27 protein-coding genes are annotated in these 24,025 nt (G+C 38.3%); 13 read left to right on the forward strand and 14 right to left on the reverse strand.

The genetic code is table 11. The features are described 5' to 3' along the window. Positions 1-16 precede the first annotated feature (16 nt). A complete protein-coding gene (locus ACE1TG_RS08595; RefSeq protein WP_375051967.1) occupies positions 17-556 on the reverse strand; it encodes an HD domain-containing protein in 540 nt (179 codons plus the stop codon). 209 nt (positions 557-765) lie between these two features. On the opposite strand from ACE1TG_RS08595, the gene ACE1TG_RS08600 reads away from it, so the two are divergent. The 6 genes from ACE1TG_RS08600 to ACE1TG_RS08625 all read left to right on the forward strand — a co-directional run bounded on the left by ACE1TG_RS08600 (position 766) and on the right by ACE1TG_RS08625 (position 6,487). Next, positions 766-1,719 carry a DMT family transporter gene (locus tag ACE1TG_RS08600; protein WP_375051968.1) on the forward strand — a complete coding sequence of 318 codons (954 nt, stop codon included), beginning with the start codon at positions 766-768 and terminating at the stop codon, positions 1,717-1,719. Between the two features lie 17 nt (positions 1,720-1,736). Beyond that, the gene (fni, locus tag ACE1TG_RS08605) at positions 1,737-2,786 is read left to right on the forward strand and encodes a type 2 isopentenyl-diphosphate Delta-isomerase (RefSeq protein WP_375051969.1); all 1,050 of its coding nucleotides are present in this window, start codon (positions 1,737-1,739) and stop codon (positions 2,784-2,786) included. A 93-nt stretch (positions 2,787-2,879) separates the two neighbouring features. Then, positions 2,880-3,329, forward strand: a complete 450-nt coding sequence (locus tag ACE1TG_RS08610; protein WP_375051970.1) for a DUF2188 domain-containing protein — start codon at positions 2,880-2,882, stop codon at positions 3,327-3,329. 453 nt (positions 3,330-3,782) lie between these two features. Further along, a complete protein-coding gene (locus ACE1TG_RS08615) occupies positions 3,783-4,643 on the forward strand; it encodes an MBL fold metallo-hydrolase (RefSeq protein WP_375051971.1) in 861 nt (286 codons plus the stop codon). 142 nt (positions 4,644-4,785) lie between these two features. Next, complete coding sequence (locus ACE1TG_RS08620; RefSeq protein WP_375051972.1) at positions 4,786-5,511, forward strand: DsbA family oxidoreductase; 726 nt, start codon at positions 4,786-4,788, stop codon at positions 5,509-5,511. A gap of 214 nt (positions 5,512-5,725) precedes the next feature. Continuing rightward, positions 5,726-6,487 (forward strand): SurA N-terminal domain-containing protein, encoded by a 762-nt coding sequence (locus ACE1TG_RS08625; protein WP_375051973.1) that lies wholly within the window; start codon positions 5,726-5,728, stop codon positions 6,485-6,487. 592 nt (positions 6,488-7,079) lie between these two features. Here ACE1TG_RS08625 and hisC read toward each other — a convergent pair. Genes hisC through hisZ form a run of 9 tightly spaced genes read right to left on the reverse strand, consistent with a single transcriptional unit; the run spans position 7,080 to position 14,624 of the window. Continuing rightward, positions 7,080-8,147, reverse strand: a complete 1,068-nt coding sequence (gene hisC, locus ACE1TG_RS08630; RefSeq protein WP_375051974.1) for a histidinol-phosphate transaminase — start codon at positions 8,145-8,147, stop codon at positions 7,080-7,082. Further along, positions 8,140-8,781 (reverse strand): bifunctional phosphoribosyl-AMP cyclohydrolase/phosphoribosyl-ATP diphosphatase HisIE, encoded by a 642-nt coding sequence (gene hisIE, locus ACE1TG_RS08635; protein ID WP_375051975.1) that lies wholly within the window; start codon positions 8,779-8,781, stop codon positions 8,140-8,142. Before hisIE ends, hisC begins: the two co-directional genes overlap by 8 nt. Next, positions 8,781-9,545, reverse strand: a complete 765-nt coding sequence (gene hisF / locus ACE1TG_RS08640; protein WP_375052073.1) for an imidazole glycerol phosphate synthase subunit HisF — start codon at positions 9,543-9,545, stop codon at positions 8,781-8,783. Before hisF ends, hisIE begins: the two co-directional genes overlap by 1 nt. Continuing rightward, positions 9,535-10,257 (reverse strand): 1-(5-phosphoribosyl)-5-[(5-phosphoribosylamino)methylideneamino]imidazole-4-carboxamide isomerase, encoded by a 723-nt coding sequence (gene hisA, locus ACE1TG_RS08645; protein WP_375051976.1) that lies wholly within the window; start codon positions 10,255-10,257, stop codon positions 9,535-9,537. Before hisA ends, hisF begins: the two co-directional genes overlap by 11 nt. Then, the gene (gene hisH, locus ACE1TG_RS08650; protein ID WP_375051977.1) at positions 10,254-10,859 is read right to left on the reverse strand and encodes an imidazole glycerol phosphate synthase subunit HisH; all 606 of its coding nucleotides are present in this window, start codon (positions 10,857-10,859) and stop codon (positions 10,254-10,256) included. The genes hisA and hisH overlap by 4 nt, the downstream gene beginning before the upstream one ends. Before the next feature lie 14 nt (positions 10,860-10,873). Then, complete coding sequence (gene hisB / locus ACE1TG_RS08655) at positions 10,874-11,458, reverse strand: imidazoleglycerol-phosphate dehydratase HisB (RefSeq protein WP_375051978.1); 585 nt, start codon at positions 11,456-11,458, stop codon at positions 10,874-10,876. Beyond that, positions 11,451-12,737, reverse strand: a complete 1,287-nt coding sequence (gene hisD / locus ACE1TG_RS08660) for a histidinol dehydrogenase (RefSeq protein ID WP_375051979.1) — start codon at positions 12,735-12,737, stop codon at positions 11,451-11,453. Before hisD ends, hisB begins: the two co-directional genes overlap by 8 nt. 6 nt (positions 12,738-12,743) lie before the next feature. Next, positions 12,744-13,370, reverse strand: a complete 627-nt coding sequence (hisG, locus tag ACE1TG_RS08665; RefSeq protein WP_375051980.1) for an ATP phosphoribosyltransferase — start codon at positions 13,368-13,370, stop codon at positions 12,744-12,746. Beyond that, entirely contained in the window at positions 13,371-14,624 is a 1,254-nt protein-coding gene (gene hisZ, locus ACE1TG_RS08670) for an ATP phosphoribosyltransferase regulatory subunit (RefSeq protein WP_375051981.1), read from the reverse strand. Between the two features lie 114 nt (positions 14,625-14,738). Between hisZ and ACE1TG_RS08675 the strand changes: the two genes are divergently transcribed. From ACE1TG_RS08675 to murB, 4 genes are all read left to right on the forward strand, one after another. After that, positions 14,739-15,533 (forward strand): histidinol-phosphatase HisJ family protein, encoded by a 795-nt coding sequence (locus tag ACE1TG_RS08675; protein WP_375051982.1) that lies wholly within the window; start codon positions 14,739-14,741, stop codon positions 15,531-15,533. A 199-nt stretch (positions 15,534-15,732) separates the two neighbouring features. Beyond that, positions 15,733-16,116 (forward strand): YbaN family protein, encoded by a 384-nt coding sequence (locus ACE1TG_RS08680; protein WP_375051983.1) that lies wholly within the window; start codon positions 15,733-15,735, stop codon positions 16,114-16,116. Between the two features lie 27 nt (positions 16,117-16,143). After that, complete coding sequence (locus tag ACE1TG_RS08685; RefSeq protein ID WP_375051984.1) at positions 16,144-16,968, forward strand: alpha/beta hydrolase; 825 nt, start codon at positions 16,144-16,146, stop codon at positions 16,966-16,968. 24 nt (positions 16,969-16,992) lie between these two features. Further along, complete coding sequence (gene murB / locus ACE1TG_RS08690; protein ID WP_375051985.1) at positions 16,993-17,907, forward strand: UDP-N-acetylmuramate dehydrogenase; 915 nt, start codon at positions 16,993-16,995, stop codon at positions 17,905-17,907. Between the two features lie 718 nt (positions 17,908-18,625). Here the strand turns inward: murB and ehuA are convergent. The 4 genes from ehuA to ehuB all read right to left on the reverse strand — a co-directional run bounded on the left by ehuA (position 18,626) and on the right by ehuB (position 21,810). Continuing rightward, positions 18,626-19,396: an ectoine/hydroxyectoine ABC transporter ATP-binding protein EhuA gene (ehuA, locus tag ACE1TG_RS08695; RefSeq protein WP_375051986.1), complete on the reverse strand. Its 771-nt coding sequence runs from the start codon at positions 19,394-19,396 to the stop codon at positions 18,626-18,628. Positions 19,397-19,417: 21 nt separating this feature from the next. Then, a complete protein-coding gene (ehuD, locus tag ACE1TG_RS08700; RefSeq protein ID WP_375051987.1) occupies positions 19,418-20,119 on the reverse strand; it encodes an ectoine/hydroxyectoine ABC transporter permease subunit EhuD in 702 nt (233 codons plus the stop codon). Beyond that, positions 20,116-20,745 carry an amino acid ABC transporter permease gene (locus ACE1TG_RS08705; protein WP_375051988.1) on the reverse strand — a complete coding sequence of 210 codons (630 nt, stop codon included), beginning with the start codon at positions 20,743-20,745 and terminating at the stop codon, positions 20,116-20,118. Before ACE1TG_RS08705 ends, ehuD begins: the two co-directional genes overlap by 4 nt. A gap of 138 nt (positions 20,746-20,883) precedes the next feature. After that, positions 20,884-21,810: an ectoine/hydroxyectoine ABC transporter substrate-binding protein EhuB gene (gene ehuB, locus ACE1TG_RS08710; RefSeq protein WP_375051989.1), complete on the reverse strand. Its 927-nt coding sequence runs from the start codon at positions 21,808-21,810 to the stop codon at positions 20,884-20,886. Positions 21,811-22,333: 523 nt separating this feature from the next. Here ehuB and ACE1TG_RS08715 point away from each other — a divergent pair. From ACE1TG_RS08715 to ytzI, 3 genes are read left to right on the forward strand one after another with little or no spacing between them, the layout of a single operon-like run. Continuing rightward, positions 22,334-23,248 carry a ketopantoate reductase family protein gene (locus tag ACE1TG_RS08715; RefSeq protein ID WP_375051990.1) on the forward strand — a complete coding sequence of 305 codons (915 nt, stop codon included), beginning with the start codon at positions 22,334-22,336 and terminating at the stop codon, positions 23,246-23,248. A gap of 4 nt (positions 23,249-23,252) precedes the next feature. Further along, positions 23,253-23,687, forward strand: a complete 435-nt coding sequence (locus ACE1TG_RS08720; protein ID WP_375051991.1) for a GNAT family N-acetyltransferase — start codon at positions 23,253-23,255, stop codon at positions 23,685-23,687. 13 nt (positions 23,688-23,700) lie between these two features. After that, entirely contained in the window at positions 23,701-23,856 is a 156-nt protein-coding gene (gene ytzI, locus ACE1TG_RS08725; RefSeq protein WP_375051992.1) for a YtzI protein, read from the forward strand. The last annotated feature ends 169 nt before the right edge of the window (positions 23,857-24,025 follow it).

The raw sequence follows: 24,025 nt of genomic DNA on the forward strand, positions 1-24,025 counted from the left end.
ACGAGATAAGAGAAACTTAACCAAACATCCGCCTAACCGTGTTCTCGAATTCCGCAAAGTAAGTGGGTACTTCATCATCTGATAATCCAACAGTCATATTTTCAGCAATTGATTCGTTATACCATTTCTGCTGATTGTAACCAGCATTAAAACTCTCCCACAGCTTATCACCTTGACGTGCATACTCTTCTTCCATAGAAAGCAGGTTATCTAATTTGTCAGCAACAATGAGGTACTTCACTTCTTTTTCGGCGTTTTTAACAGTATCAATTGTGTGTAGTTTGCGCTCCCGCCATGATTTCGACTTATCCTCTGTGTGGGCAGCTACGAGATGTGCAATTCTTGGGCCAAAGACTGATTCAATATCACCAATTTCATATGAAGTATCTTCGACGACATCATGCAAATAGCCGGCACAAATTACTTCTTCACTAAAACCGGATTTTTCTAATCTCTCTGCGACACGAATTGGATGTGTAATATACTTTGCATCTGAACTTTTTCGTTTCTGTCCCTCATGTGCTTTTTCAGCAAAGGCCTTTGCCCGTTGTATCAAGTGTTTTCCTCCTTCTCATTTTGCTATTATTATATAACTGTACTATTAAATTAGTAATATTGCTATGCTTTGGTTAGAATTTTTATCCAGTTCTATAACAAGCTTCTTCCAATCTAGTAACCAAGCAAGTATACTTAATGAAAATGACTTCTTAGACACGTAATAAGATTTACTTTTTCAATAGAGTTAATTCAGAAAGAAGGATAAAGATGAAAAGTGAGCAATCAATCGCCATATATTTCTTACTGCTGCTCGTACCTTTGTTTTGGGGAGGGGCTTTTGTAGCGGCTGAGCATATTATCACAGAGATACCTCCTGTTACAGCTGCTGCCTTTCGGTTTGGGTCAGCTGGTATTTTGTTGCTAGTATTCGTATTAGTACGAAAAAAGCTGGATATTGCAGCTATTAAAAAGCAATGGCTCTCCATTTTGTTAATGGCGATAACCGGTATCTTTGGTTACAACTTTTTCTTTTTTACAGCATTGGATATTACCTCTGCTATCAACGGATCGCTCATTGTTGCGACAACACCTGTTCTTCTGACATTTGGTGCTGTGCTGTTTTTAGGTGAACCTTGGAATAAACAACTTGGATTTGGTCTTATATTGTCACTAATGGGAGTTGTTGTTGTGATCTCGAAAGGATCAATAGCAACGTTGTTGAATCTTGAGTTTAATCTAGGTGATCTTTTATTTATTGGTGGGTTAATTTGCTGGGTTAGTCACGGGTTATTAGGTAAAATTGCTATGCGTGATGTTTCTCCTGTTGTAGCGACAACTTTAACAACATTGACAGGTTCCATATTCCTTGTCGTTTTTTCTATCCCGGAACAGGGTTGGGACGATATCTTTACCATGTCTACTCAAGCCTGGGGGGAAATGTCATTTATGATTATTTGCTCTTCTGTCGCAGGTTTCTTATTATGGAATTACGGAATTAAACAAATTGGAGCAAGCAAAGCGAGTATATATATGAATTTAGTACCAATTAATACTGCGTTGCTTGCAGTATGGCTATATGCTTCTCCGATTACATGGTCGCAAATAGCTGGTATGATAATGGTAATAACGGGTGTTTATTTTGTGACATTTCATCAATATTTGAAGAATAAACGTGTACGCCAAAAAATGGCTCGTTTTGAAGATAAATCAGTAAATATTTAGAGTTAGGGTGTGTAAAGATGGAGGAAGGAATTAATAAGCGTAAGACAGAGCATATTCGCCATTGCTTAACAGGTAATGTGGAAGGAGTGAATAAATCAACTGGATTGGAAGGGATATCGTTTATACATAATGCGTTGCCAGAGATAAACTTTGATGATATAAACTTGGCTGCAAGCTTCCTGGGAAAACAATTAAAGGCGCCTTTTCTTGTTAGTTCAATGACTGGCGGGTCCGAACTTGCAACTAAAATTAATCAAAATTTAGCTATAGCTGCAGAAGAAAAAGGCTGGGCGGTTGGACTCGGCTCAACCCGTGCCTTATTGGAAAGTGATGCACACAAGGATTCATTTTTGATTCGTAAGCAAGCACCTACCGTACCGTTAATAGCCAATATTGGTGCAGTACAGCTGAATTATGGATATGGTGCAGAAGAATGTCAGCGAATTGTTGATCTGACTGGTGCAGATTCAATTTATTTACACCTTAATCCGCTGCAGGAAGCAGTTCAGGATGAGGGCGATTTGAATTTTGAAAACTTATTGTCAAAAATAGAGAAAGTATGTACAGCCTTGGATGTTCCTGTTGGTGTGAAAGAAGTTGGCTTTGGCATCGATGGTACAATAGCGAAAAAGTTGTACGAGGCAGGAATTGCATACATTGATGTAGCTGGTGCGGGTGGTACCTCATGGAGTCAGGTTGAAAAACTTCGTTCGAAGGATCCGTTGAAAAAAGCGGCAGCTGAAGCATTTAATAATTGGGGGATTCCAACAAAGGATTGTATTGTTTCAGTTAGAGATACTTTACCTGATGTCCCAATTGTATCGAGTGGTGGTATGAAGACTGGTGTGGATGCAGCCAAAGCACTAACAATTGGAGCGGATGTAGTAGGGTTTGCCCGTAAGTTACTGCAGGCTGCAACCGAGTCAAACGAAGCCGTTATTCAGACGATGGAACAGATTGAGCTTGAACTAAAAATGACGATGCTCGGTGTTGGGGCAAAGACGATTACCAACTTAAAAAATACGAAACGAGTCACGATTATGGGACAATCGTTGCTCGAGGACTAAAAAAAAGCTGTTTGCCATAGTGGTAAACAGCTTTTCTAATGTTTAAGTCACCTCGCAAAGGGTACACTATTTTAAAAAATGAGGAGGATTGTTATGCCTTGGACATTAAACGATTATCCGTCGTCGATGAAGAATTTAAATCATGTAACAAAAAAGAAGGCGATAGATATTGCTAATTCAATGGTTGATGAAGGTTATGAAGAGGGACAGGCAATTCCAATCGCAATGGAACAAGCAAAAGAATGGCGGCAAAATGCAGACGATGACGAGATTGATTCATATGAGAATAATGGTAAAACAATAGAACGCTCGGAAGAAGGCAAAAAGTATGAAAGCAATCCCGAACGGTTGGAAGAAGCGGAGCATGTTGAACCACATGATGATGGCTGGGCTGTAAAATCAAGTAATGCCGAACGTGCAAGCGAAGTCTTTGATAAAAAGGATGATGCTGTCGAAAGGGCTCGTGAAATTGCCAAGAACAAAGGAACATCTTTAAAGATATACAAACAGGATGGTTCTCTTCAGGAGCAACAGTCCTATTAGAATACCGACAACTGCTCACATGGTGTGGGCAGTTTTTTATTGGCAGTTAAGAAACCACCATGGCTGCCGAATGGGCAACCACCATCTATCATGAAAAAATATTTTTCATATAGCAAATTTGAGGTTTCGCGGACACCAGAGACCTTATTTGGCAGAAATTCACGAAAATGGTGGTGTTTGCGGACATCAGGGACCTTATTTCACACAAATACAGTTAAATAACCATGATATATTTAAAATAAGGGCTTCTGTGTCCGGATAATATCGAAAAGATTACTTTTATATAGAAATAGCGTCTTCTGTGTCCGCTAAAATCAAGTTAGAGAGTTATTTTCATACAAAAGTATAAATCCTTTCTTACTGCATAAGTGCAACTAAGGCTTGGCGATAAGCCAAGTTTTCTAATAAAAAAATAATTATATCCAAATACTAAGGAAAAGGAGGGCGTTTCAAATGGATGAAGAACTTCACGATAGTAAAGATAATAAGACAATACCAATGACTTCTATTACAAGTGGGTCGGGGCAAGAAGTTTTAAATGATCTATATTATTATACAGATCAAATTGTGAACATAAGTTTTATAGGTTTTCCAAACAAAGGGGATTGGGTACTAGTTGACGCGGGACTGCCAAAAGCGGCGGCAGAGATACGCTCCGTTGTAGTGGATCGTTTTGGAAGAGATAGTCAACCTTCTGCAGTCATTTTAACTCATGGACACTTTGATCATGTAGGCGGATTACTTGAATTGGTTGAAGAATGGGATGTTCCTGTTTATGCACATGATCTTGAACTTCCTTATTTAACAGGAGAAAAAAGCTATCCAAAGCCTGATTCAACAGTTGAAGGAGGTTTTCTAGCTAAAATTTCCGGGATGTATCCCAATGAGCCCATTAATATAGGAAATGCAGTTCAGGCATTGCCCCAAGATAATAGTGTACCGGGACTTGATGGCTGGAAATGGATTCATACGCCAGGTCACACACCAGGACATGTGTCATTTTATCGGGAAAGCGATTCATTACTTTTATCCGGTGATGCTTTTATAACCGTTCGTCAGGATTCATTTTATAATGTTCTGATGCAAACTGTAGAAGTGAATGGCCCGCCTAGATATCTAACAACAGACTGGCAGGCGGCAAAAGAATCGGTAGAAAAACTTGAGGCATTACAGCCTGAAATCGTAGTGCCTGGACATGGATCAGTTATGAAAGGTGAGGAGCTGAAGCAAGGATTAAAAAAACTTGTTCAAACGTTTGATCAATCAGCAGTACCGGATTATGGACGGTTTGTGGATGACGATAAAAAGCATTAAATCTATATAAATACGTGTTCAAAAAGAGGACGAAATTCGATGTGTCATTTTCACCAGACTTTTTGACACATACAAATAAGCACAACATTTACTGTAAAGGAATGAGCTATGCTACAATAATTACAGAAATGAGGTGTTTTCCATGAAGATAGAAGTATGGTCAGATTTTGTATGCCCATTTTGCTATATTGGTAAACGTAGGCTGGAAATGGCATTGGAGAAGTTTTCACATAATGATAAGGTGACCTTAGAATATAAAAGCTATGAATTGGATCCTAATGCACAGAAGAACCCCGAAAAGAATATTCATGAATTATTAGCCAGCAAGTATGGAATGAGTGTAGAGAAAGCTAAAAACTCAAATGAAGAGCTAGGTAAACAAGCAGCTGAAATAGGATTAACCTATAATTTTGATACGATGCAGCATACAAACACATTTGATGCGCACCGTGTTACGAAGTATGCTGAGGAGAATGGTATAGGAAAAGAAATGACGGAACGACTGTTAAAAGCATATTTTACTGAATCTGAACTTATTAGTAATCATGCTACATTAATTGAACTTGCTGGTGAGGTAGGATTAGATACGGATGAAGTTACAAAGCTGTTAAAAGTTGATGACTATGCAATTCATGTTCGTGCAGACGAAGAGCAGGCAAGACAGATAGGCGTTCAAGGTGTTCCGTTTTTTGTATTTAACGAAAAGTATTCTGTGTCTGGTGCACAGCCATCAGAAGTATTCACAGAAGTCCTCGAAAAAATCTGGGAGGAAGAAAACGAAAAACCAGTGTTACAAACATTAAATCCTAAGAAATCAAAGACTACCTACTGTACAGACGAAGGTTGTGAAGTAGAGGATGAAGACTAAGGAATACTGAATTCAGCTTTCAAGTTTTTCTAAAATTAATTACGGCAGAATTATGTAAAAAATATACATTAACGTAACTGAAATGTTAATCAAGGGTATAAAGGCTTATGGGACAGGCATGAAGGATATTTAATCATATTTTTAGGTATTTGCTTTTACCCTTCCTTATATGTTTGAATGTAAGGACAATGAAATGAAATGAGGGAAACAATCAATGAAAAAATTTATAATGATTTTAATGGCATTGAGTTTGGCCACTATTTTAGCAGCATGTGGCGGTGATGACTCCGCAGATAGTAAAGACAACAAAGATAAAGAAGGAAACAAAAAACAAACAGAAGAACAAGCTGGACAAGCATCAAGCAAGCCAGTTGAAATTACCGAGGAAGAAAAAGTTAAAAAGGATAAAGTTGTCACAAAAATAAATGGCGAAGAAATTACTGGTAAAACTTACAATGCTACTTACGCTCAAACCAAAGTAATGATGCAGCAATATGGACAAGATGTTAGTGATAAGAAAAAATTAAAAGAACAGACGTTAAACGCAATTGTTCAGCAGGAGTTATTGAAACAGGACGCAGAAAAGAATGGTATTGAAGTATCAGACAAAGAAGTACAGTCTCAATTCGAAAAGGCCAAATCAAATAATAAGAAACAATTTGAGTCAGTATTAAAAAAGTATCATTTAACAGAAGAAACGTATAAAGAACAACTTGACTTTGAACTTACTGTACAGAAATATAAGGAACAAGAGCTTAAAGATACAAAAGTTACTGATAAAGAAGTACAAGATTACTACGATAAATTAAAAGAGCAGCAAAAGAATGCTTCTAAGGAACAACAACAAAAATTGCCTAAGTTGAAAGACTTAGAAAAACAAATTAAACAACAATTGAAACGGCAAAAAGAACAGCAAAAGCTTCAAGCTAAGGTACAAGAGCTACAAAAACAAGCAGAAATCAAGCATATGATTTAAAAAGAAAAAGTGGCTGGGACAAAAGTGTTTTAGTCAAAGAAAAATCCGAACTATGATTCGAAATTCTTGAGAAAGAATTCGAAGTAGTTCGGATTTATTTTTGTTGCTTATTAGATGAAAATTGCGAATTAACTTCTGTGGAATAATTTCTATAAACTTCCGTCCCGCTGTCCGGGGTCGCTACGGGCGGATGCGCACCTTAGGGCACGACCTCAGCCTCCTCGAGAAGACCACTCTGCGGGGTCTTCGGAACGTGCTGTTCCCGCAGGAGTCACCGCCCTCCGCTCACCCGGACTAGTGTAGTGCTGTCACACATTTATTCTATAGCGATTCCTACTCCAGTCAACAGCGGAGGAAATACACGTAGACTCCTGTGGGAGCTGAGGCCTAGATGAGACTACGCAGCGACGTAGGAGCAAGGAGGCTCATCAGCCGCCCTTGGTGCGCGAAGTGTATTTCCGGAGCGGTGTCATAGCATTTAATCCTTTCTACAGTACGTCGCATTTTATATCAACTACGTAACAGTTCCAAACATTGAAAATGAACGTTCTAAACATCATAGCCTGTTATTATTCGCCCTGTCCCAGCTTCTTTACTTTTCTTTGGCCATTATCAAGTCCAGAGTTTGTAACAATGCCTGCATATTCTCATCTGTACCAATTGTTATTCGCAAGTAGTTTTTAATTGCTTCTTTGTTAAAATGCCTTACCAGAATAGATTGGCTTTTAAGTTTTGCATACAATGTTTCTGCGTCGTAATTATAATGACTGACAAAAAGAAAGTTTGTACTTGAAGGAAGGACATGGAACCCACGCTTCTTCAACTCTGCAGTAACCCATTCTCTTGTTTTGATAATTTTATCGGTTGTATCTTTAAAGTATTCATTATCCTTAATAGCAGATACTGCTCCTGCGATAGCAAGACGATCTATTGTATATGAATTAAAGGAGTCTTTGATACGTGTTAACGCTTGGATTAGCTGTGGATTCCCTAATGCAAATCCAACTCGCAGGCCAGCAAGTGACCGTGATTTAGACATCGTTTGAACTATCAGCAAGTTATCGTATGAGTTGATTAAAGAAACAGCAGAACCTGGTGCAAAGTCTGCATATGCTTCATCAATAATGACAACCTGGTCTGGATTATTATCCAGAATATCTTTTATCATATCCAATTCCATGTATAAACTTGTTGGTGCATTTGGGTTCGGAAAAATAACCCCGCCTTCTGATTGGAAAAATGCCTCGGATGGAATACTAAAATCACGATTAAGCTGTATTTCTTCATATGGAACGTTAAAAAGCTTAGCATACACGGGGTAAAAGCTGTATGTTATAGCTGGAAAACGGATTTTTTGATCACTTTCGAAAAAAGCCATAAATGAAAAAGCTAATACTTCATCTGATCCGTTTCCAATGAAAACATTGCTTGTATCAAGATTATAATATGCACCGATTGCCTCACGCAGTTGATCTGCACCCGGTGATGGGTATAAGTGTAATTTACGTTCTAATTCTGTTTTAATGGCATCCACTACGTTTGGTGATGGGGGATAAGGATTTTCATTTGTATTTAACTTCAACAAATTGGGTATATCAAGCTGCTCACCGGGTACATATGGTTCTGTGCGTTTAACTGCTTCACTCCAGAATTTACTCATTTTTAATACCTTCTTTTGCAATGTGGCGTCCATACAGTTCGTATTTTATATCCTCGACTGTTACATCTAACAGTTCCATTAAAACGAGTGTATGATAGGTTAAATCAGCAATTTCCCATGTTACTTCCTGCTTATCATGATTCTTCGCGCCAATTATTACTTCACTTGCTTCTTCACCTACCTTTTTGAGAACTTTATCTATCCCTTCTGTGAATAGGTAAGTTGTATAGGAACCATCTACCGGATGCTGTTTTCTTTCATTTACCTTTTCTGTTAACTGGTGTATTACGTTTCGGGTCTGTACTTCATTAGAAAAGAGAGTTTGGAAAAAGCAAGTATCATTACCTGTATGACAAGCCGGTCCCATAGGATTAACTTGAACTAACAGGCTGTCTGCATCACAATCATAGCTGATATTTTTGACGAATTGTTTATTTCCAGATGTTTCTCCCTTATTCCATAGCTGCTGCCGTTTGCGGCTGAAGAACCATGTTTCACCGGTCTGCAGTGTTTTATTAAGTGAGGTTTCATTCATATACGCAAGAGTCAGTACTTCACCTGTTTTAAAGTTTTGTATAATTGCTGGGATAAGACCATTTTCGTCAAAAGAAAGCTGGTTTATATTCGTTTCCATTAGATTTCCCTCCTTACAATGATATTGTCTGCTGCAAGATATTCTTTTAAATCAGCTATTTCTATTTCACCATAATGGAACACCGATGCTGCTAGAGCAGCGTCTGCACCACCTTTTTGAAGTACATTAGCAAAATGCTCTTTAGTTCCTGCGCCACCGCTTGCAATAATCGGGACATTTACTCTGTCTGCGATTGCTCTGGTTAACTCCAGGTTATATCCGTTTTTTTCCCCATCAACATCAATTGCGTTGATAACAATCTCTCCGGCTCCAAGTTGTTCGCCTTTAATTGCCCATTCGATTGCGTCCATCTCGGTATTTGTTCGTCCGCCGTTGATATATACCTGCCAGGTGTTTTCGCTTACCGCTTTAGCGTCAATGGAAAGTACGACACATTGACTGCCAAATTTTAAAGCGGCGTCTTTTATTAACTGAGGGTTTTTGATAGCTGCACTGTTTATCGATACTTTATCAGCTCCGGCCCTTAGTGTTTGATGAATATCAGATATAGTCCGGATACCTCCGCCAACGGAAAAAGGTATTGCTATTTCTGCTGCAACATTTTCAACTACATCCAGGAAGATGTTGCGGTTTTCATTGGACGCTGTTATATCGTAAAAGACAAGTTCATCAGCACCAGCTTGGTTATACTTTTTAGCTAAGTCTACCGGGTCATCAACATCCTGGATATTTTGAAATTTACGTCCTTTAACAACACGTCCTTTATCAACATCCAGGCAAGGAACAATTCGTTTAGCCAGCATTATTTTCACCATCCAATAGTGATTCAAAGGTTACCGTTCCGTCATATAATGCTTTTCCAATAATAGCGCCATAGAGGTTCATCGATCTTAGCCGATCAACGTCCTGTTTTGTGGAAACACCACCGGAAGCAATCAGGTTAATCGAAGTAGTATCTTTTAATTGCTGCAGTTCATCAAAGTTTGGTCCTTTTAGCATGCCATCCTTTAAAATATCAGTATATATAATTGTGTTTACACCTAATTGCTCTAACTCTTTAATAAGATCAGTTGCCTTTACACTGCTTGTTTCCGTCCAGCCATCAGTGGCTACGTATCCATTTCTTGCATCGATCGATACGGCAATTTTCTCCCCATATTCGCGAATGGACCGCTGCAGGAACTCTTTATGATTAATTGCTGCTGTACCAACAATTACTCGATCAACTCCTGCATCCAAATAGTCTTTAATTATTTGTAATGAACGAATTCCACCCCCAAGCTGGATAGGAATTGTTGTTTGTTGGGCAATGGCTTTGATGGCGTCTATATTGCGCGACTCCCCGGTTTTAGCCCCATCGAGGTCCACAATATGAAGGTAATTGGCTTGTTTGTCCTGCCATTGCTTAGCTACCTCCACTGGAGAATCATGATAAATTTTTTCTTGGTTATAGTCACCCTGAATCAATCGGACACATTTGCCATTTCTAATATCAATTGCCGGAAATAGTATCATGAAATCATCTCCCCGAAGTTTTGTAGTAGCTGTAGCCCAACTTCACCACTCTTTTCAGGGTGAAATTGCATGCCGGTAATATTGCCTTTTTGTACCACTGCAGGAACCAAGCCTCCATAATCAGCACTGCTTACAAGGTCTTCCTGCTGATAAGAACTAACTGCATAGGAGTGGACAAAATAAACATAGGCATCTTCCTTAATGCTGTTTAGTAATGGGGTGTTTTGGTGGTGTGATAAGGTATTCCAGCCCATGTGTGGAACTTTCACTGAATCAGCAATTCGTATCACATCACCGTGCAAGAGTCCGAGTCCTTGCCAATCTCCATCTTCATAGCTTCTATCATAGAAAAGTTGCATACCCAAACAGATTCCAAGTAATGGCTTGCCAGAGGATGCTTCTTGTTGAATAGTACGAATTAAATCAAATTTACCAAGTGCTTCAATTGCATCTTTAAATGCGCCAACACCCGGAAGTATAATTGCCGAGGCATTTTTAATTGTTTGTTTATCAGTCGTTAAACAGGATTCCATGTTTAATTTTGTTAGGGCGAACTGCAGGCTTTTAATATTTCCAGCCCCGTAGTCGATTATTGCGATCATAGATTAAATCTCCTTTATAGGGTTCCTTTTGTCGATGGAATCCCTTTTATGCGAGGGTTCTCCTGGCTTGCTTGGTCTAATGCACGTCCAAATCCTTTGAAAATAGATTCGATAATATGATGCGTGTTTGTTCCGTAAGCAAGATTAATATGAAGGGTGAGTTTGGCGTTGCTTGCAAACGCCTGGAAGAACTCTTCGATAAGTTCTGTATCAAAGCTTCCAACTTTATCCTTCAAACCATCAACATTATAGACAAAATAGGGGCGTCCGCTAATATCCAATGATATCGTTGAGAGAGCTTCATCCATCGGAATTGTCTTCGTAGCATAACGAGTTATTCCTTCTTTATTGCCAAGTGCTTCGTTAAACGCTTGCCCCAGAGCAATTCCAATATCTTCTATAGTGTGATGCTGATCAACATGTAAATCACCTTCACAGGATAATTCAAGATCAAATAATCCATGCTTTGTCATAAGCACTAACATGTGGTCTAGAAATCCAACCCCAGAATCGATTGAGGACTTACCAGTGCCATCTATTGCAAAGTCCAGTGCAATCGAGGTTTCTGAAGTCGCTCGTTTTATAGAATGTCTACGCATTATAATTGTCCTTTCTGATTTGAATTGAGTTAGCATGTGCTGATAATCCTTCAGCTTTTGCCAGGGTTATTATATTTTCAGAAGCATCGAGCAACGATTTTTTTGAGTAATTGATTATACTAGATTTCTTCATGAAATCGTACACACCAAGCGGAGAAGAAAAAGCGGCTGTACCACTTGTTGGCAGGGTGTGATTTGGTCCGGCAAAATAATCACCTAATGGTTCAGGGGAAAAGCTTCCTAGAAAAATCGCTCCTGCGTTTTGGACATATGCTACTTTTTCGGCCGCGTTTTCTATCATAAGCTGTAAATGCTCAGGGGCAATCTCATTAACTAGATTGAAAGCATCCTGCAAATTTTCAACGACTATGATTCTGCCATTTTGTGTGAGTGCTTTTTCAATAATATCTTTCCGATCAAGTGCAGCTGTTTGTTGGTCAATTGCTAGCTGGATTTCTGTGGCTAATGGTTTACTTGTTGTAATGCAGATTGAACTGGATTGTTCGTCATGCTCAGCTTGTGACAGCAAATCTGCTGCAACATAATCAGCTGGTGCTGATTCGTCAGCAACAATACATATTTCACTTGGTCCGGCTATCATGTCGATAGCGACATCACCATATACCCATTTCTTCGCACGTGCCACAAAAGCATTACCTGGGCCGACTATTTTTGCCACTTTTCCGATACTTGAAGTCCCGTATGCCAGTGCTGCTATCGCCTGTGCACCGCCTAATTTATAAACTTCATCAACACCGACTAATTCTGCAGCTACAAGCACTTCTGGACTAATTTTCCCGTTTCGATCTGGTGGTGTAGTGATTATAATATTTTTTACACCGGCGAGTTTAGCTGGAATAACGTTCATTAAAACGGTAGATGGATAGGAAGCCTTACCTCCCGGGACGTAAACACCTACTTTTTTTAATGGAGTGACTTTCTGGCCGAGCATGATTCCCTCCGTATTATCAGTAAACCAGGAATATTCTTTCTGTACTTCATGAAAAGCTGTGATGTTAGCTTTTGCTTCTTCTAGTGCCGACTTAAACTCGTCACTTACCATTTTGTTTGCTTCAATGAATTCTTCCTTTGAAACGGCTACTTGATCTAATTTTATACCATCGAATTGCTCGGTAAACCGATATAAAGCTTCATCACCATCTTTTTTAACCAGTTTAATAATTTCCAGGACTGTTTCATCAATGTTACTTTCATCTGTTTGTGAATACGTATCATTATTTTTCTCTTGTCTGAACTGCTCGGGTGTAATTAGTTTCATAAATCATCACTCCATGACTGATTTTAATCTATTAATAAGCTCGTGAATTAAGGCAGATTTGGTAATGAAACTGGCTTTATTGACGATTAATCTTGTGCTGATGTCCTCTATTTCATCAATAATTTTCAAGCCGTTTTCATTGATGGTGGTACCAGTTTCCACGATATCAACAATAACATCAGCTAAACCGATGAGTGGAGCTAACTCAACTGACCCGTTCAGTTTAATTGTTTCAATCGGGATACCCTTTTGCTGGAAGTGGCTTTTAGCTACTGTTGGGTACTTAGATGCGATGGTTAGTTTCTTCGTGCTTTCCAAAGAGGCTTCGGGCTTTCCTGCAACTACAAATTGACATCTGCCTAATTTTAAATCCAGTATTTCGTATACATCTGCTTGTGATTCCAAAATATTATCTTTTCCGACAACTCCAATATCTGCAGCCCCTTTTTCTACGTATGTTGGTACATCAACGGCTTTAACAAATATTAATTTAACGGTTTGATCGGTATTGTAAAAAACCAGCTTACGGCTTTTCGTATGAAAGTCAGGGAAATCGATACCTGCATTATTTAGTAGTTCAATCGTACTTTCTGCTGTCCTTCCTTTGGCCAATGCTAGTGTCACGTAATCCATTTAATTATCCCTCATTCCTTCTTGAAGCAGCAGTGTTAACTCATCATAGTTTGTAAAAGCAGTTTTTCTCCATCGGTCAATTACTAGATTCTCCTCAGTCTGAAAATAAATAGCGCAGGCAGAATTAAGATCGGGATTATTACAATCGCTGTCCATCGTATAAGTGATAATACGGTATCCTGCTTCACGTAGTTTATTAGCAGTTAATAATGCTTCTTTCTGCTTGAATCTTTCATAACAGATGATCATGTCTACAGATGTAGAGTCATTTGCTAATAAGTTCCTCTGTGTCATGGCGTCCAGCAGATTATCAACTTCGCTGGCGAATCCAATTGCTGGTATGGAAGTATCAAATTGTTCGGCCAAATGATCATATCTTCCACCCATTAATACAGGTTTACCAAAGCTAGCCACGAACCCTTGAAAAATCACTCCTGAATAGTAGTTCATATTGTTGATTAATCCAAGATCAAATACAATTGAGTCCTCAACACCATATGCTTTAAGCACTTCATAAATATCGCTGAGATTTTTAATCTTTTGCTGCATCTGTTCATTTAAGGCGATCTTATCGGCACGTCTAATTACATGATCTGGATCACCGTATAGAAGTGGAATTTCCTGAACAGCGTCACGAATGTTCTTATCGACTGACAGGTTGTTAAGGAATGGTTCAATTTCTGTTAAGTTCTTCGATTGTATTAGTCTCTTTAATTGATCTAATTCACTTTGTGCTAAGGACAGTTGATTTACGAGTTCCTTGAAAAACCCGGCATGGCCAACCTCTAGTTTAAATGATTCAAATCCTAAATCTTTTAATGTATGAATTGCTAAGGCAATAACTTCTGCATCGTTCTCAGGTGTGCTTTCACCAAAACTTTCAATACCTGCCTGTGTTGTTTCTTTGTTATCTGCTTGCTCAGCTGATTGACGGAACACATCCAGCACATAGAAAAATCTCGATCCCCATGATAAGCGCTGTTTATTGGATGCTATCATTCTTGTAATTGGTATTGTTACATCAGGACGTAATACTAATACCTTGCCGGAAGAATCAATTACCTTAAGCATTTCATCTTTGTTTATGGTCCCAGTCATTGCGGCATATAAATCGTAGTATTCAAAGGTAGTCGTCCGTACCTGTTTATATCCATAAGTGCTAAAGCGATTTTTCAATATTGTTATCAAGTTATCCCGAACCTGGAAATCTCTAACACTAGTATCTTTTGTACTGTCAACTAAATATTGCTGCATAAGAAATAGTCACCTTCCATTCGCTTTATCACTTTATCGCTTTACTTAATTAAAGTTATATATTATTCTAATTAGTAATAGATAAAATGTCAACTGTAAGGGGAGTAATTAATTATGTTTGACTATCATGTTCACAGTGATTTTTCTGCTGATAGCACAACACCTATGGAAAAAACGATTGAAAAAGCAATTGAGTTGGGGTTGGAGGAAATTTGTTTTACGGATCATATTGATTATGATTATCCAGATGAATCGATTGTATTTGATTTTGATCTGAAACAATATGATAAAAAAATAAAACAATTAAAGGCTGTTTATGCTGAATCTATCTCTATTAAAAAGGGAGTTGAAATCGGAATTCAGCCACATCTTGTAAAAAGGTATAATGATTTACTTGAGGATAATCTGTTTGATTTTATTATTTGTTCGATGCATACATCCGAGCAAAAGGATCTGCATTCAGGAAGTTTTTTTAATAATAGATCAGTAGATAATTCATATCTAGCGTATTATGAGGAACTGTTGTATTGTGTGAAGAACTTTAAACAATATAACGTATTAGGGCATATTGACTTAGTGAAGCGCTACGCCAAACAAAACAGTACAAGCGACTTTCATGATATATTACGACAAATCTTTAAAGTGATTATACCAGAAGGGAAGGGGATTGAATTAAACACATCTGGTATCCGATATGGGTTAAAAAATGGCATGCCAAGCTCTGATATTCTAAAGCTATATAAGGAGTGTGGGGGAGAAGTTCTGACTTTAGGATCAGACTCTCACGTGGAATCCACATTGGCATATGACTTTAAGGAATCTCTTGAAATGCTTAAGGGGCTTGGATTTGATTATATTACAACATTTAATAACGGTGTTCCGGTATTTCATAAAATCAGTAAACTATAATTGTATTCATATAGAAATTGTCACAGATTTTATGAAACGAAGGGAGCATTATAGTGGCTTGAATGATATAATGGTTATGTGAAAAAACTTTTGAGTGTATGCTTTTGACGAAAGTCCAAGTTGCACTTCTGCGGCAGGAAAGTATTTATGCTTTCATAACTGCTAGAAAAACTTAACTTAACTTTAGCTGGTGTAAATCATGAAACAACTTACAAAAATTGTTTTAATTATAGCCGGGTCAATCTCTTTGGCTCTGGGTCTTGCGGGAATAATCCTTCCGTTGCTGCCTACCACACCATTATTGCTTCTGGCTGCTGCATGTTACGTGAGAAGCTCCAGCCGTCTATATGAATGGTTAATTACCAATAAATATTTTGGTTCATATATTGAAAATTACCGATTAGGAAAAGGGATCCCGTTAAAGGCAAAAGTAATAGGGGTTTCTGTCCTATGGCTATCGATGGGGTATACTATCCTGAATGTAGTTCCATTAGTTATGGTTAAATTATTATTATTTTGTACTGCCTTGTTTTTTTCGTGGTTTATTTTAAAGCAGAAAACATTGCATAAAACAGAAAGATAGCTTGTTTAAGTTAGTGGGGTCAGTTTTTTGGATAAGAAACAGATTATAAGTACAGTGTCACTTCTTGCAATAATAGTAAGTATAATTCTCGTGATCTATATACCAAAAGAGACAAAGTCGGAACAGAATATAGGTAATCCAACGGTGTTTGTTCATGGCTACAAAGGTACCTTTAATTCATTTGGCAATATGCTGAACAGGTTTGAGTACAGGTATGACTGGGGTAATAAAGCATTAGTCTACCGTGTCTCGCCTCAGGGAAGAATAAATGTTACTAATCTCAGCAAGGGAAAGACAGAGCCTGCTTTTGTGCAAGTGATTTTTGAAAATAACCGCGCAAGCTTCCTGGATACTTCGAGTTGGCTGGCATCTGTACTTTCACATATGAAGGAAACCTATCATATTAATAAGGTTAATTTAGTTGGGCATTCGATGGGTGGACTGGTGGCATTGAAGTCTATTCAAGAATATCAGGGCCAGAAGCAGTACCCACGTGTTGCAAAACTAATTACGATTGGAAGTCCCTTTGATGGTATTTACAGTAATCGGTATTTTCAGATCCATCGTGATGCAGCGGCTGCTGATTTGAAACCAAATTCTGCCGCGCTACAAACGATACGCGAGAAAAAGCATACGATACCAAGAGGGTTGGATGTCTTAAATATTGGTAGTACAGGGGATCTTGTTGCAATGCCAGAAAGTGTGCAGTCATTACGAAGTATTGTAAGGAAAGGTCAATTGCAGGAAAAAATGATTGAGGATAATATGCTTGGGCATAGCGAATTGCATGAAAGCACTCAGGTTGATAAACTTATTCATTCATTTCTTCAATCTCAGGATGCAACACAATAAATTATTATTAAAGGAATGGTTTTAGTGGTAAATGATCATCATACGTACGAAAAATTAACAGCAATTGCATCAGAGAAAAATGTGATGGTTAATGAACACTTGAAAAATCATACGTATACCCGCCTGGGCGGGAAGGCTGATTTTTTTGTGACACCAGAAACATATGAACAAGTGAAGGAAATTGTTAGGTTATCTATAGAGGATGATATTCCTTTTACACTTCTCGGAAACGGATCAAACCTAATTGTAAAAGATGGTGGAATTCGTGGTATTGTATTGAACTTAAAGCAATTAACTTCGATTAAAACGACTGGAACAACAATTGTTGCCCAAAGTGGTGCGAGAATTATAGATGTCTCCAGAGAAGCATTATCCAAAACATTAACTGGGCTCGAATTTGCCTGCGGAATTCCAGGTTCAGTTGGAGGTGCTTTGTTTATGAACGCTGGTGCATATGGCGGTGAGATTAAAGATGTATTGGAAAGTGCCATAGTAGTTGATTGGAATGGCGATTTATATACACTGTCTGCAGATGACCTGGACTTAGAATATCGCTCAAGTAATATTCCGGAAAAAGGCTATATTGTATTAGAAGCAACTTTTTCCATGAAGGTTGGTAATTATGAAGAAATTAAAGCTGTAATGGATGATCTCACATTCAAGCGTGAATCCAAGCAGCCTTTAGAATATCCATCATGCGGAAGTGTTTTCAAGCGTCCGCCTGGGTATTTTGCGGGGAAACTGATTCAGGATAGCGGACTTCAGGGAAAGGAAATTGGTGGTGCACAGGTTTCGTTGAAGCATGCAGGGTTTATTGTAAACAAGAATGGTGCTTCTGCTGAAGAATACATTGGTTTAATACATTTTGTTCAGGACACAGTAAAGGATAAGTTTGGAGTCAATCTTGAGCGTGAAGTTAAAATAATCGGTGAAGATTAAATTGAGTTAAAGTGCGCTGTGGCTGCTATTAAGTGGTCACAGTTTTTTAGCAGTTAAAAAAGGATTTATACTTTCTTAACTGCCAATAAAAAAGAGGTTGGGACATAACTAAAAATCGCTACTTTAAAGACGAATGATAACAGGAAAAGTTTTTTGGAACGTTTGTTATCAATGGTTGACATGTTACGTATTTGAAATAAAATGCGAACTAACTTTATCGTAAATTCCTTGCATTCTTTATAAGATGAGTGCTAAACCATCGCTGCGGAAAAATACTCGCTTTCCATGGGGAACGCTTCAGCCTCCTCACGAGCAAAAACGCTCAGTACGCGGGATCTTCAGACTGTTCCTATTCCCATAGGAGTATCGCATTTTTCCGCAGCTTAGAATAACTCAACGAACTCATAGATTTTATAACTACGGATTGATCAGAAAGCCTCAACTGGAAGAGGTATCTTGTATAGAGAATGAAGTTTCCCCCATGGCTAAGAAGCAATGTCACAATAAGTATTAATTTACAGGATAAAGTGAGGAAAACCCAGCGTAGTGTATTTCCGAAGCGGTGTCATAGCACTAAGCAATTTTTCCATGTTAGTTCGCAGTTTATATCATAATCTGTAAAAAATCCGAACTAATTCGAATTCTATTTCAAGAATTTGAATCATAGTTCGGATTTTACTTTGACTTAAATGCTTTTGTCCCAGCTACTTTACAATTATTACGTTCTGAATCTGTGTAGGAAACTTTGGAGTCGTTCGTTCGTTGAGTTTTCCAAGACATCCATCGGTGGACCTTCTTCAGCAATTACGCCATTATCAAGAAATAAAATACGATCCGCAATGTCACGAGCGAACTCCATTTCGTGTGTAACTAATACCATTGCCATTTCACCTTCATTAGCTATGTCACGGATAACCTCTAATACTTCACCGACTAGCTCAGGGTCTAATGCAGAAGTCACTTCGTCAAAAAGCATTATTTTCGGATGCATTACGAGTGCACGGGCCATTGCTACACGCTGCTTTTGTCCGCCTGACAGCATAGCAGGATAGTCATCTAACTTATCCCCTAGACCAACTTTTTCCAACATCTCAATGGAGTCTTTCTTAGCCGATTCTTTATCCTTTTTTTGTACATGGATTGGTGCTGTCATGCAATTTTCTAAAATTGTCATGTGTGGGAAAAGGTTAAAGTGCTGGAATACCATACCGATATCCCCGCGGACCTGTCTTAGGTGTTTCTCGTTGGCAGGGACGAGGTCACCATTCTTTTCCATATGCCATAAATTCTTCCCATCTACAATAATACTGCCTGATGTTGGCTGTTCCAATGTCATTAACATACGAATAATTGTCGTTTTACCGGATCCACTTGGTCCAATGACAGCAACCTTCTCGGCCGGTTGAATATCCAAGTCAATGCCTTTTAAAACTTGGACATCACCAAATGACTTATGCACATCATTATACCTTACAATAGGTTCAGACATATTATCACTGCTCCTTTTCTCTTAAACTGCTTTACTTCCTGTTGGTTCCTTTTTATCAAAACGTTTGTTCATTTTGCGCTCAAGCTTATTAATTAAGATTGCCGAAGGATAGCTTAACACCAGGAATAATATTGCCACGATAGTAAGCGGCTCTAAGTATCTCCAATGTTGCGCGCCATAATCATTTGCCATTGCCAGAATACCCAAAACCCCAATAGTTGAAGCTAAAGGAACTTCCTTGAACATAATAATTAAATAGTTTCCTAGCATCGGAATGGTTGGGGGTAGAGCTTGTGGTAAAATTATCTTAGTCCACTTTTTACCTGTGCTATAATTTAATGCTCGTGCAGCTTCCCATTGACCATTATCTACTGCATCAATACCTGAACGATATACTTCACCAATGTATGTACTATAGTGAATTCCGAGTCCTAGTACTGCAGATACGAAAGGATCCAATGCCATACCGACAACAGGAACCATTGGCCATGCGTAGAAAATAAAGAATAACTGTACTAGTGGTGGTGTGGAACGTATAAATTCCATTAACCACAAAAGGGGCAGTCTTATTATTTTTATTGGCATGCGTCTTATTAATGTCCATATAAATCCGAAGATCAATGCAAATATATAACACGCGATTGTTAATCCTAATGTTATGCCCAGACCTTCTAATACCATAGGGAAAGCATCAAAGAATGTATTCCAACTCCAATTACTCATTGACTTGCCACCCCTTTCTTAGAAGCAATTTCCATTTTCTTGGTCAGCCAAATTAATGGTAGAGCTAGTATAAAGTAGAATACTAATACTAGAAAGAAAACAGTTGGTGCTTGGGATAGATTGGAGCTACGTAAAATATCTCCATAGTATAAAATATCCATCATACCAATTAATGATACGAGTGATGTCGACTTTAACATCAGGATTAGGTAGTTACCGAATTCCGGAAGCATCATACGAACTGCTTGAGGGAAAATTACGAGTCTCATGCGTTGAAAACGTGACATGTTTAGAGCTGTTGATGCTTCTGATTGTCCTTTTGCCACAGCCAGTATTGAACTGCGTACAATTTCAGACATATATGCTCCATAGTTTAGGGAAATAGCAAGAACTCCAGCCCAAAAGTTACTTCCTACCTCTATCCCGAATAATATTGGAAATGCATAGTATAGCCAAAACAATTGTACGATTAATGATGTTCCACGAAAAACCTCTACATAGAAGCCAGTAAATTTACGGAGGAAAATATTGTTTGAGAGCCGGCAAAACCCTGCAATAAACGCCATTAAATAGCCCAATACTATTGAAGCTAGTAGAACAGTTACGGTTACTTCTACACCCTTCATCAGGACTGGGAAAATATCGGCTATCGCATTAATGGTAATCACTCCTTCTCTGTTATTTTTTACAAAAGCATAGGGTCTGACTTCCCTAGGTAAGGGAGCCGACCCTATGGAGCCATGTTAATTATTTAAGAGTAAATCTTAATACTGTTCACCGCTACAAACGCCTTTTGTTGTAATGTCAGATGGAACTGAATTATTTTCTGCACTAAATCCATTTTTTTCTAAAAGTTTCTTAACTGTTCCATCTTCTTTTAATTTTGCTAATGCTTCATTGTACGCTTTTCGTAATGTATCACTATCTTTGTGGAATGCAGCAGCACCATAACTTGGAATCCCTTCAATGTCTGGTTGTTCAAAGTCATCGACGAATTCAAGTTTGTCATTTCCTGAAGATTCCAGTGCGCGTTTTACTGTCATTTCTGTACCAGTTGTTGCATCAGCGCGACCTGAAGCTACAGCAGAGAATGTTCCAGGAATATCTGAAGCACTCTGAATTTGGTCTTCACTTACACCCATTTGCTTAACATATTCATGCTCTGTTGCACCGGCCATAATTGATACGGTTGCACCAGTTTCTGCGATATCTTTGTAACTGTGTAAATCCATTGGGTTACCTTTCTGAACGACAAGCCCTTCCCCATATTGCATTTCTGGCTCACCGAAGTCAGCATTCTTACAACGATCAGGGTTAATTGCCATACCTGCTGTAATAACATCGAACTTACCAGCGTTTAAGCCGGGTATAAGTTGACTGAAATCTGCCAATTGGGCTTCCATCTCGTCAATGCCAAGTTCTGCGAAAACAGCTTGTGCAATGTCAACAGCTGCCCCTTTTAATTCCCCGTCTTCCTGATATCCGTATGGTGCTTCGTTAGCAAAGCCGATTGTTACTTTTCCTTCTTCCTGAAGTTTTGTTAGCAAGTTGCTATCGCCTTCAGTTTCACCTGAACTTTCTTCGCCGCCGTTACCACTTGAGTCATCAGAACCGCTTGTATCATCAGATCCGCAAGCAGCCAGCAACATAATTGAAATAAAGAAAATTGAAGCTAATAATAATTTTTTCATCTCTTTAATGACCTCCCTTTGTATTAAAAAAAATAATAAGTAAGTAAAGTAAAAAACGCATTTTTGGCAGTAAGAAAGTATAAATCCATTCTTACTGCATAAGCGCAACTAAGGCTTTCGCCATTAAAATTTGGCGATGAGCCAAGTTTTCTAAGAAAAATGCTAAGTCAATTTCTCTTTATTCTTATGACTTTTTTACTAGAATTAGAACAGTAAGTGACTGTGAAAATAATGTGAAAAGCTGGGGAATTTCTTTTCAAAATAGTGATACTATAATATTATAGGGTAACTTCGAATGGTTCAAACTTGGTATTTTCTGATAATTTGGAATAAGCCTTCATATAACTTTGTTTAACAAATAAAGCTCGTATATACCAAAATATGCTTTCATATAGATAATATTCCTCTTATATACTCAGTATTTGCTATATTTTCAGAAAATTACCGGTTTGTTTGAGTATAGACAAAAAGGTAGAAAACAAGATACGATTAAGGGTAATAATATTGTGATGGAGGGGATAAGGTGCATGTTGTAGTGTTAGGTGCTGGTGCTTTAGGGGGTTACTTTGGTTCTCGATGGGAAGAAGCTGGAGCTGATGTAACCTATCTGGTAAGGGATAAAAGAGCCAAGCAGCTTGAGGATCAGGGGCTGAAGGTTACTAGTACACAAGGGAACTATGTCACTCGTAATCCACGTGTCGTTACTGATGTACATGATATTGAAAATCCGGAATTGGTGTTTGTCAGTGTGAAAGGCTATCATCTGGCAGGAACTCTGGAAACCTTAAAAGTTTTAGCAGATAAGGGAGCTTTTATTCTACCTGTTTTAAATGGAATAGAACATATTAATGTATTGCAGGATTACCTTGGCGAGGAGTCGGTTATAGGTGGACTCTCATTTATTGTTGCTACATTGAACGATGATGGACATGTAGAGCACTCAAGTGATTTTCACAAGCTGATCTTTGGGCCGCTGAATTCTAAGCAATCGGAAATCTGCCAGGAATTTTGGGATTTATCCAGTAAAGCAAAAGTAGAGACAACCTACAGTGATTCTATTTTACAAGAGCTATGGAAAAAGTATCTATTTATCAATGCTTTTTCTGGAATAACCACAGCAGCAAACTTACCTATTGGTCCAGTTCGCGATAATAAGGATACGCTTAAGGTGGCTGAGATGGTTTTAAATGAAATGCAGCAGCTGGCAAATAGTTATAATATAGAAATAACAAATGAAGATGTTGCAGAGGCAAAAAGTAATTTACAGAACTTTGGATATGACGCCACATCGTCTATGCATCAGGACCGCCGAAAGGGGCAGACACTTGAATTGGATCATCTGCACGGTGGGGCCTTGCGTCTAGCGAAAGCAAAAGGTCTGAATATGCCGTTTACTGAAGCAGTTCACGGCATTATTAAACCATTTGAAGGAGCTTAAGGCTATGTATAAGCTGAGAGAGGTCAAATATGAGGACTATGAAGCTATTAAACTGTTAACCAATAATAAGGAAAATATTCATTTACACGAAAATGTGTCTTATATGGATAAAGATTTTTTTGACAGGATGTTATTAAATGAATCCATTAGATGGTATGCCGTGGAAAAGGATGCACAACTCCATGCTTTTATATTATTCGAACTCGATGTTCCCAATAAGATAATTCATATTAATAGATTTACAATTGATGCAGAATATAAGGATAAGGGTCTTGATGAACACTTATACAGCAAAGTTGAACGTCTGGCTGAACGAAAATCTTTTATTAAAATGCAAACAGAGATTTCAACATCTGAGGTTGATGTGTACGACTTTTTCGAAAGTAAAGGCTGGGTAAATGCTTCAAATGAAAGCTATGTATTTATAATGAATAAGTAGAAGGTGTATTTTAATGATGGTATATATAATTATGGCGATTGCTATAATGTTAGCTGTTCTTGCTTTGACCTTAATGGCTATATCGAAAGGTTATGATTACAAGCATTCGATTGATCCAATGCCTGATAATGAAAATAAGTCAGAGGATGAAAAAGACCACACGGGCTAGTGTGGCCTTTTTGGCAGATAAGAAACAACCATGGCTGCTAAAATGCGCAGCCACCATCTATCATGATAATTATTTTGCATATAGCAGGTTTAAGGTTTTGCGGACACCAGGGACCTTATTTAGCAGAAATCCACGAAAATGGTGGTGTTTGCGGACACCAGAGACCTAA

This window comes from Virgibacillus sp. JSM 102003 (genome assembly GCF_041949995.1).
In the GTDB taxonomy this organism is placed as follows: domain Bacteria; phylum Bacillota; class Bacilli; order Bacillales; family Amphibacillaceae; genus Lentibacillus.

Excerpts from the sequence above, each read along its gene's own strand:
- ACE1TG_RS08600 (WP_375051968.1), top strand. The coding sequence starts at position 766 with ATGAAAAGTGAGCAATCAATCGCCATATATTTCTTACTGCTGCTCGTA.
- ehuA (WP_375051986.1), bottom strand. The coding sequence starts at position 19,396 with ATGTCTGAACCTATTGTAAGGTATAATGATGTGCATAAGTCATTTGGT.
- ACE1TG_RS08615 (WP_375051971.1), top strand. The coding sequence starts at position 3,783 with ATGGATGAAGAACTTCACGATAGTAAAGATAATAAGACAATACCAATG.
- ACE1TG_RS08680 (WP_375051983.1), top strand. The coding sequence starts at position 15,733 with ATGAAACAACTTACAAAAATTGTTTTAATTATAGCCGGGTCAATCTCT.
- hisIE (WP_375051975.1), bottom strand. The coding sequence starts at position 8,781 with ATGGAAACGAATATAAACCAGCTTTCTTTTGACGAAAATGGTCTTATC.
- ACE1TG_RS08675 (WP_375051982.1), top strand. The coding sequence starts at position 14,739 with ATGTTTGACTATCATGTTCACAGTGATTTTTCTGCTGATAGCACAACA.
- hisF (WP_375052073.1), bottom strand. The coding sequence starts at position 9,545 with ATGCTGGCTAAACGAATTGTTCCTTGCCTGGATGTTGATAAAGGACGT.
- ehuD (WP_375051987.1), bottom strand. The coding sequence starts at position 20,119 with ATGAGTAATTGGAGTTGGAATACATTCTTTGATGCTTTCCCTATGGTA.
- ehuB (WP_375051989.1), bottom strand. The coding sequence starts at position 21,810 with ATGAAAAAATTATTATTAGCTTCAATTTTCTTTATTTCAATTATGTTG.
- hisD (WP_375051979.1), bottom strand. The coding sequence starts at position 12,737 with ATGAAACTAATTACACCCGAGCAGTTCAGACAAGAGAAAAATAATGAT.
- ACE1TG_RS08705 (WP_375051988.1), bottom strand. The coding sequence starts at position 20,745 with ATGAAGGGTGTAGAAGTAACCGTAACTGTTCTACTAGCTTCAATAGTA.
- ACE1TG_RS08625 (WP_375051973.1), top strand. The coding sequence starts at position 5,726 with ATGAAAAAATTTATAATGATTTTAATGGCATTGAGTTTGGCCACTATT.
- ytzI (WP_375051992.1), top strand. The coding sequence starts at position 23,701 with ATGATGGTATATATAATTATGGCGATTGCTATAATGTTAGCTGTTCTT.
- hisZ (WP_375051981.1), bottom strand. The coding sequence starts at position 14,624 with ATGCAGCAATATTTAGTTGACAGTACAAAAGATACTAGTGTTAGAGAT.
- fni (WP_375051969.1), top strand. The coding sequence starts at position 1,737 with ATGGAGGAAGGAATTAATAAGCGTAAGACAGAGCATATTCGCCATTGC.
- hisC (WP_375051974.1), bottom strand. The coding sequence starts at position 8,147 with ATGAGTAAATTCTGGAGTGAAGCAGTTAAACGCACAGAACCATATGTA.
- hisA (WP_375051976.1), bottom strand. The coding sequence starts at position 10,257 with ATGATACTATTTCCGGCAATTGATATTAGAAATGGCAAATGTGTCCGA.
- ACE1TG_RS08620 (WP_375051972.1), top strand. The coding sequence starts at position 4,786 with ATGAAGATAGAAGTATGGTCAGATTTTGTATGCCCATTTTGCTATATT.
- ACE1TG_RS08720 (WP_375051991.1), top strand. The coding sequence starts at position 23,253 with ATGTATAAGCTGAGAGAGGTCAAATATGAGGACTATGAAGCTATTAAA.
- hisH (WP_375051977.1), bottom strand. The coding sequence starts at position 10,859 with ATGATCGCAATAATCGACTACGGGGCTGGAAATATTAAAAGCCTGCAG.
- ACE1TG_RS08610 (WP_375051970.1), top strand. The coding sequence starts at position 2,880 with ATGCCTTGGACATTAAACGATTATCCGTCGTCGATGAAGAATTTAAAT.
- hisB (WP_375051978.1), bottom strand. The coding sequence starts at position 11,458 with ATGCGTAGACATTCTATAAAACGAGCGACTTCAGAAACCTCGATTGCA.
- hisG (WP_375051980.1), bottom strand. The coding sequence starts at position 13,370 with ATGGATTACGTGACACTAGCATTGGCCAAAGGAAGGACAGCAGAAAGT.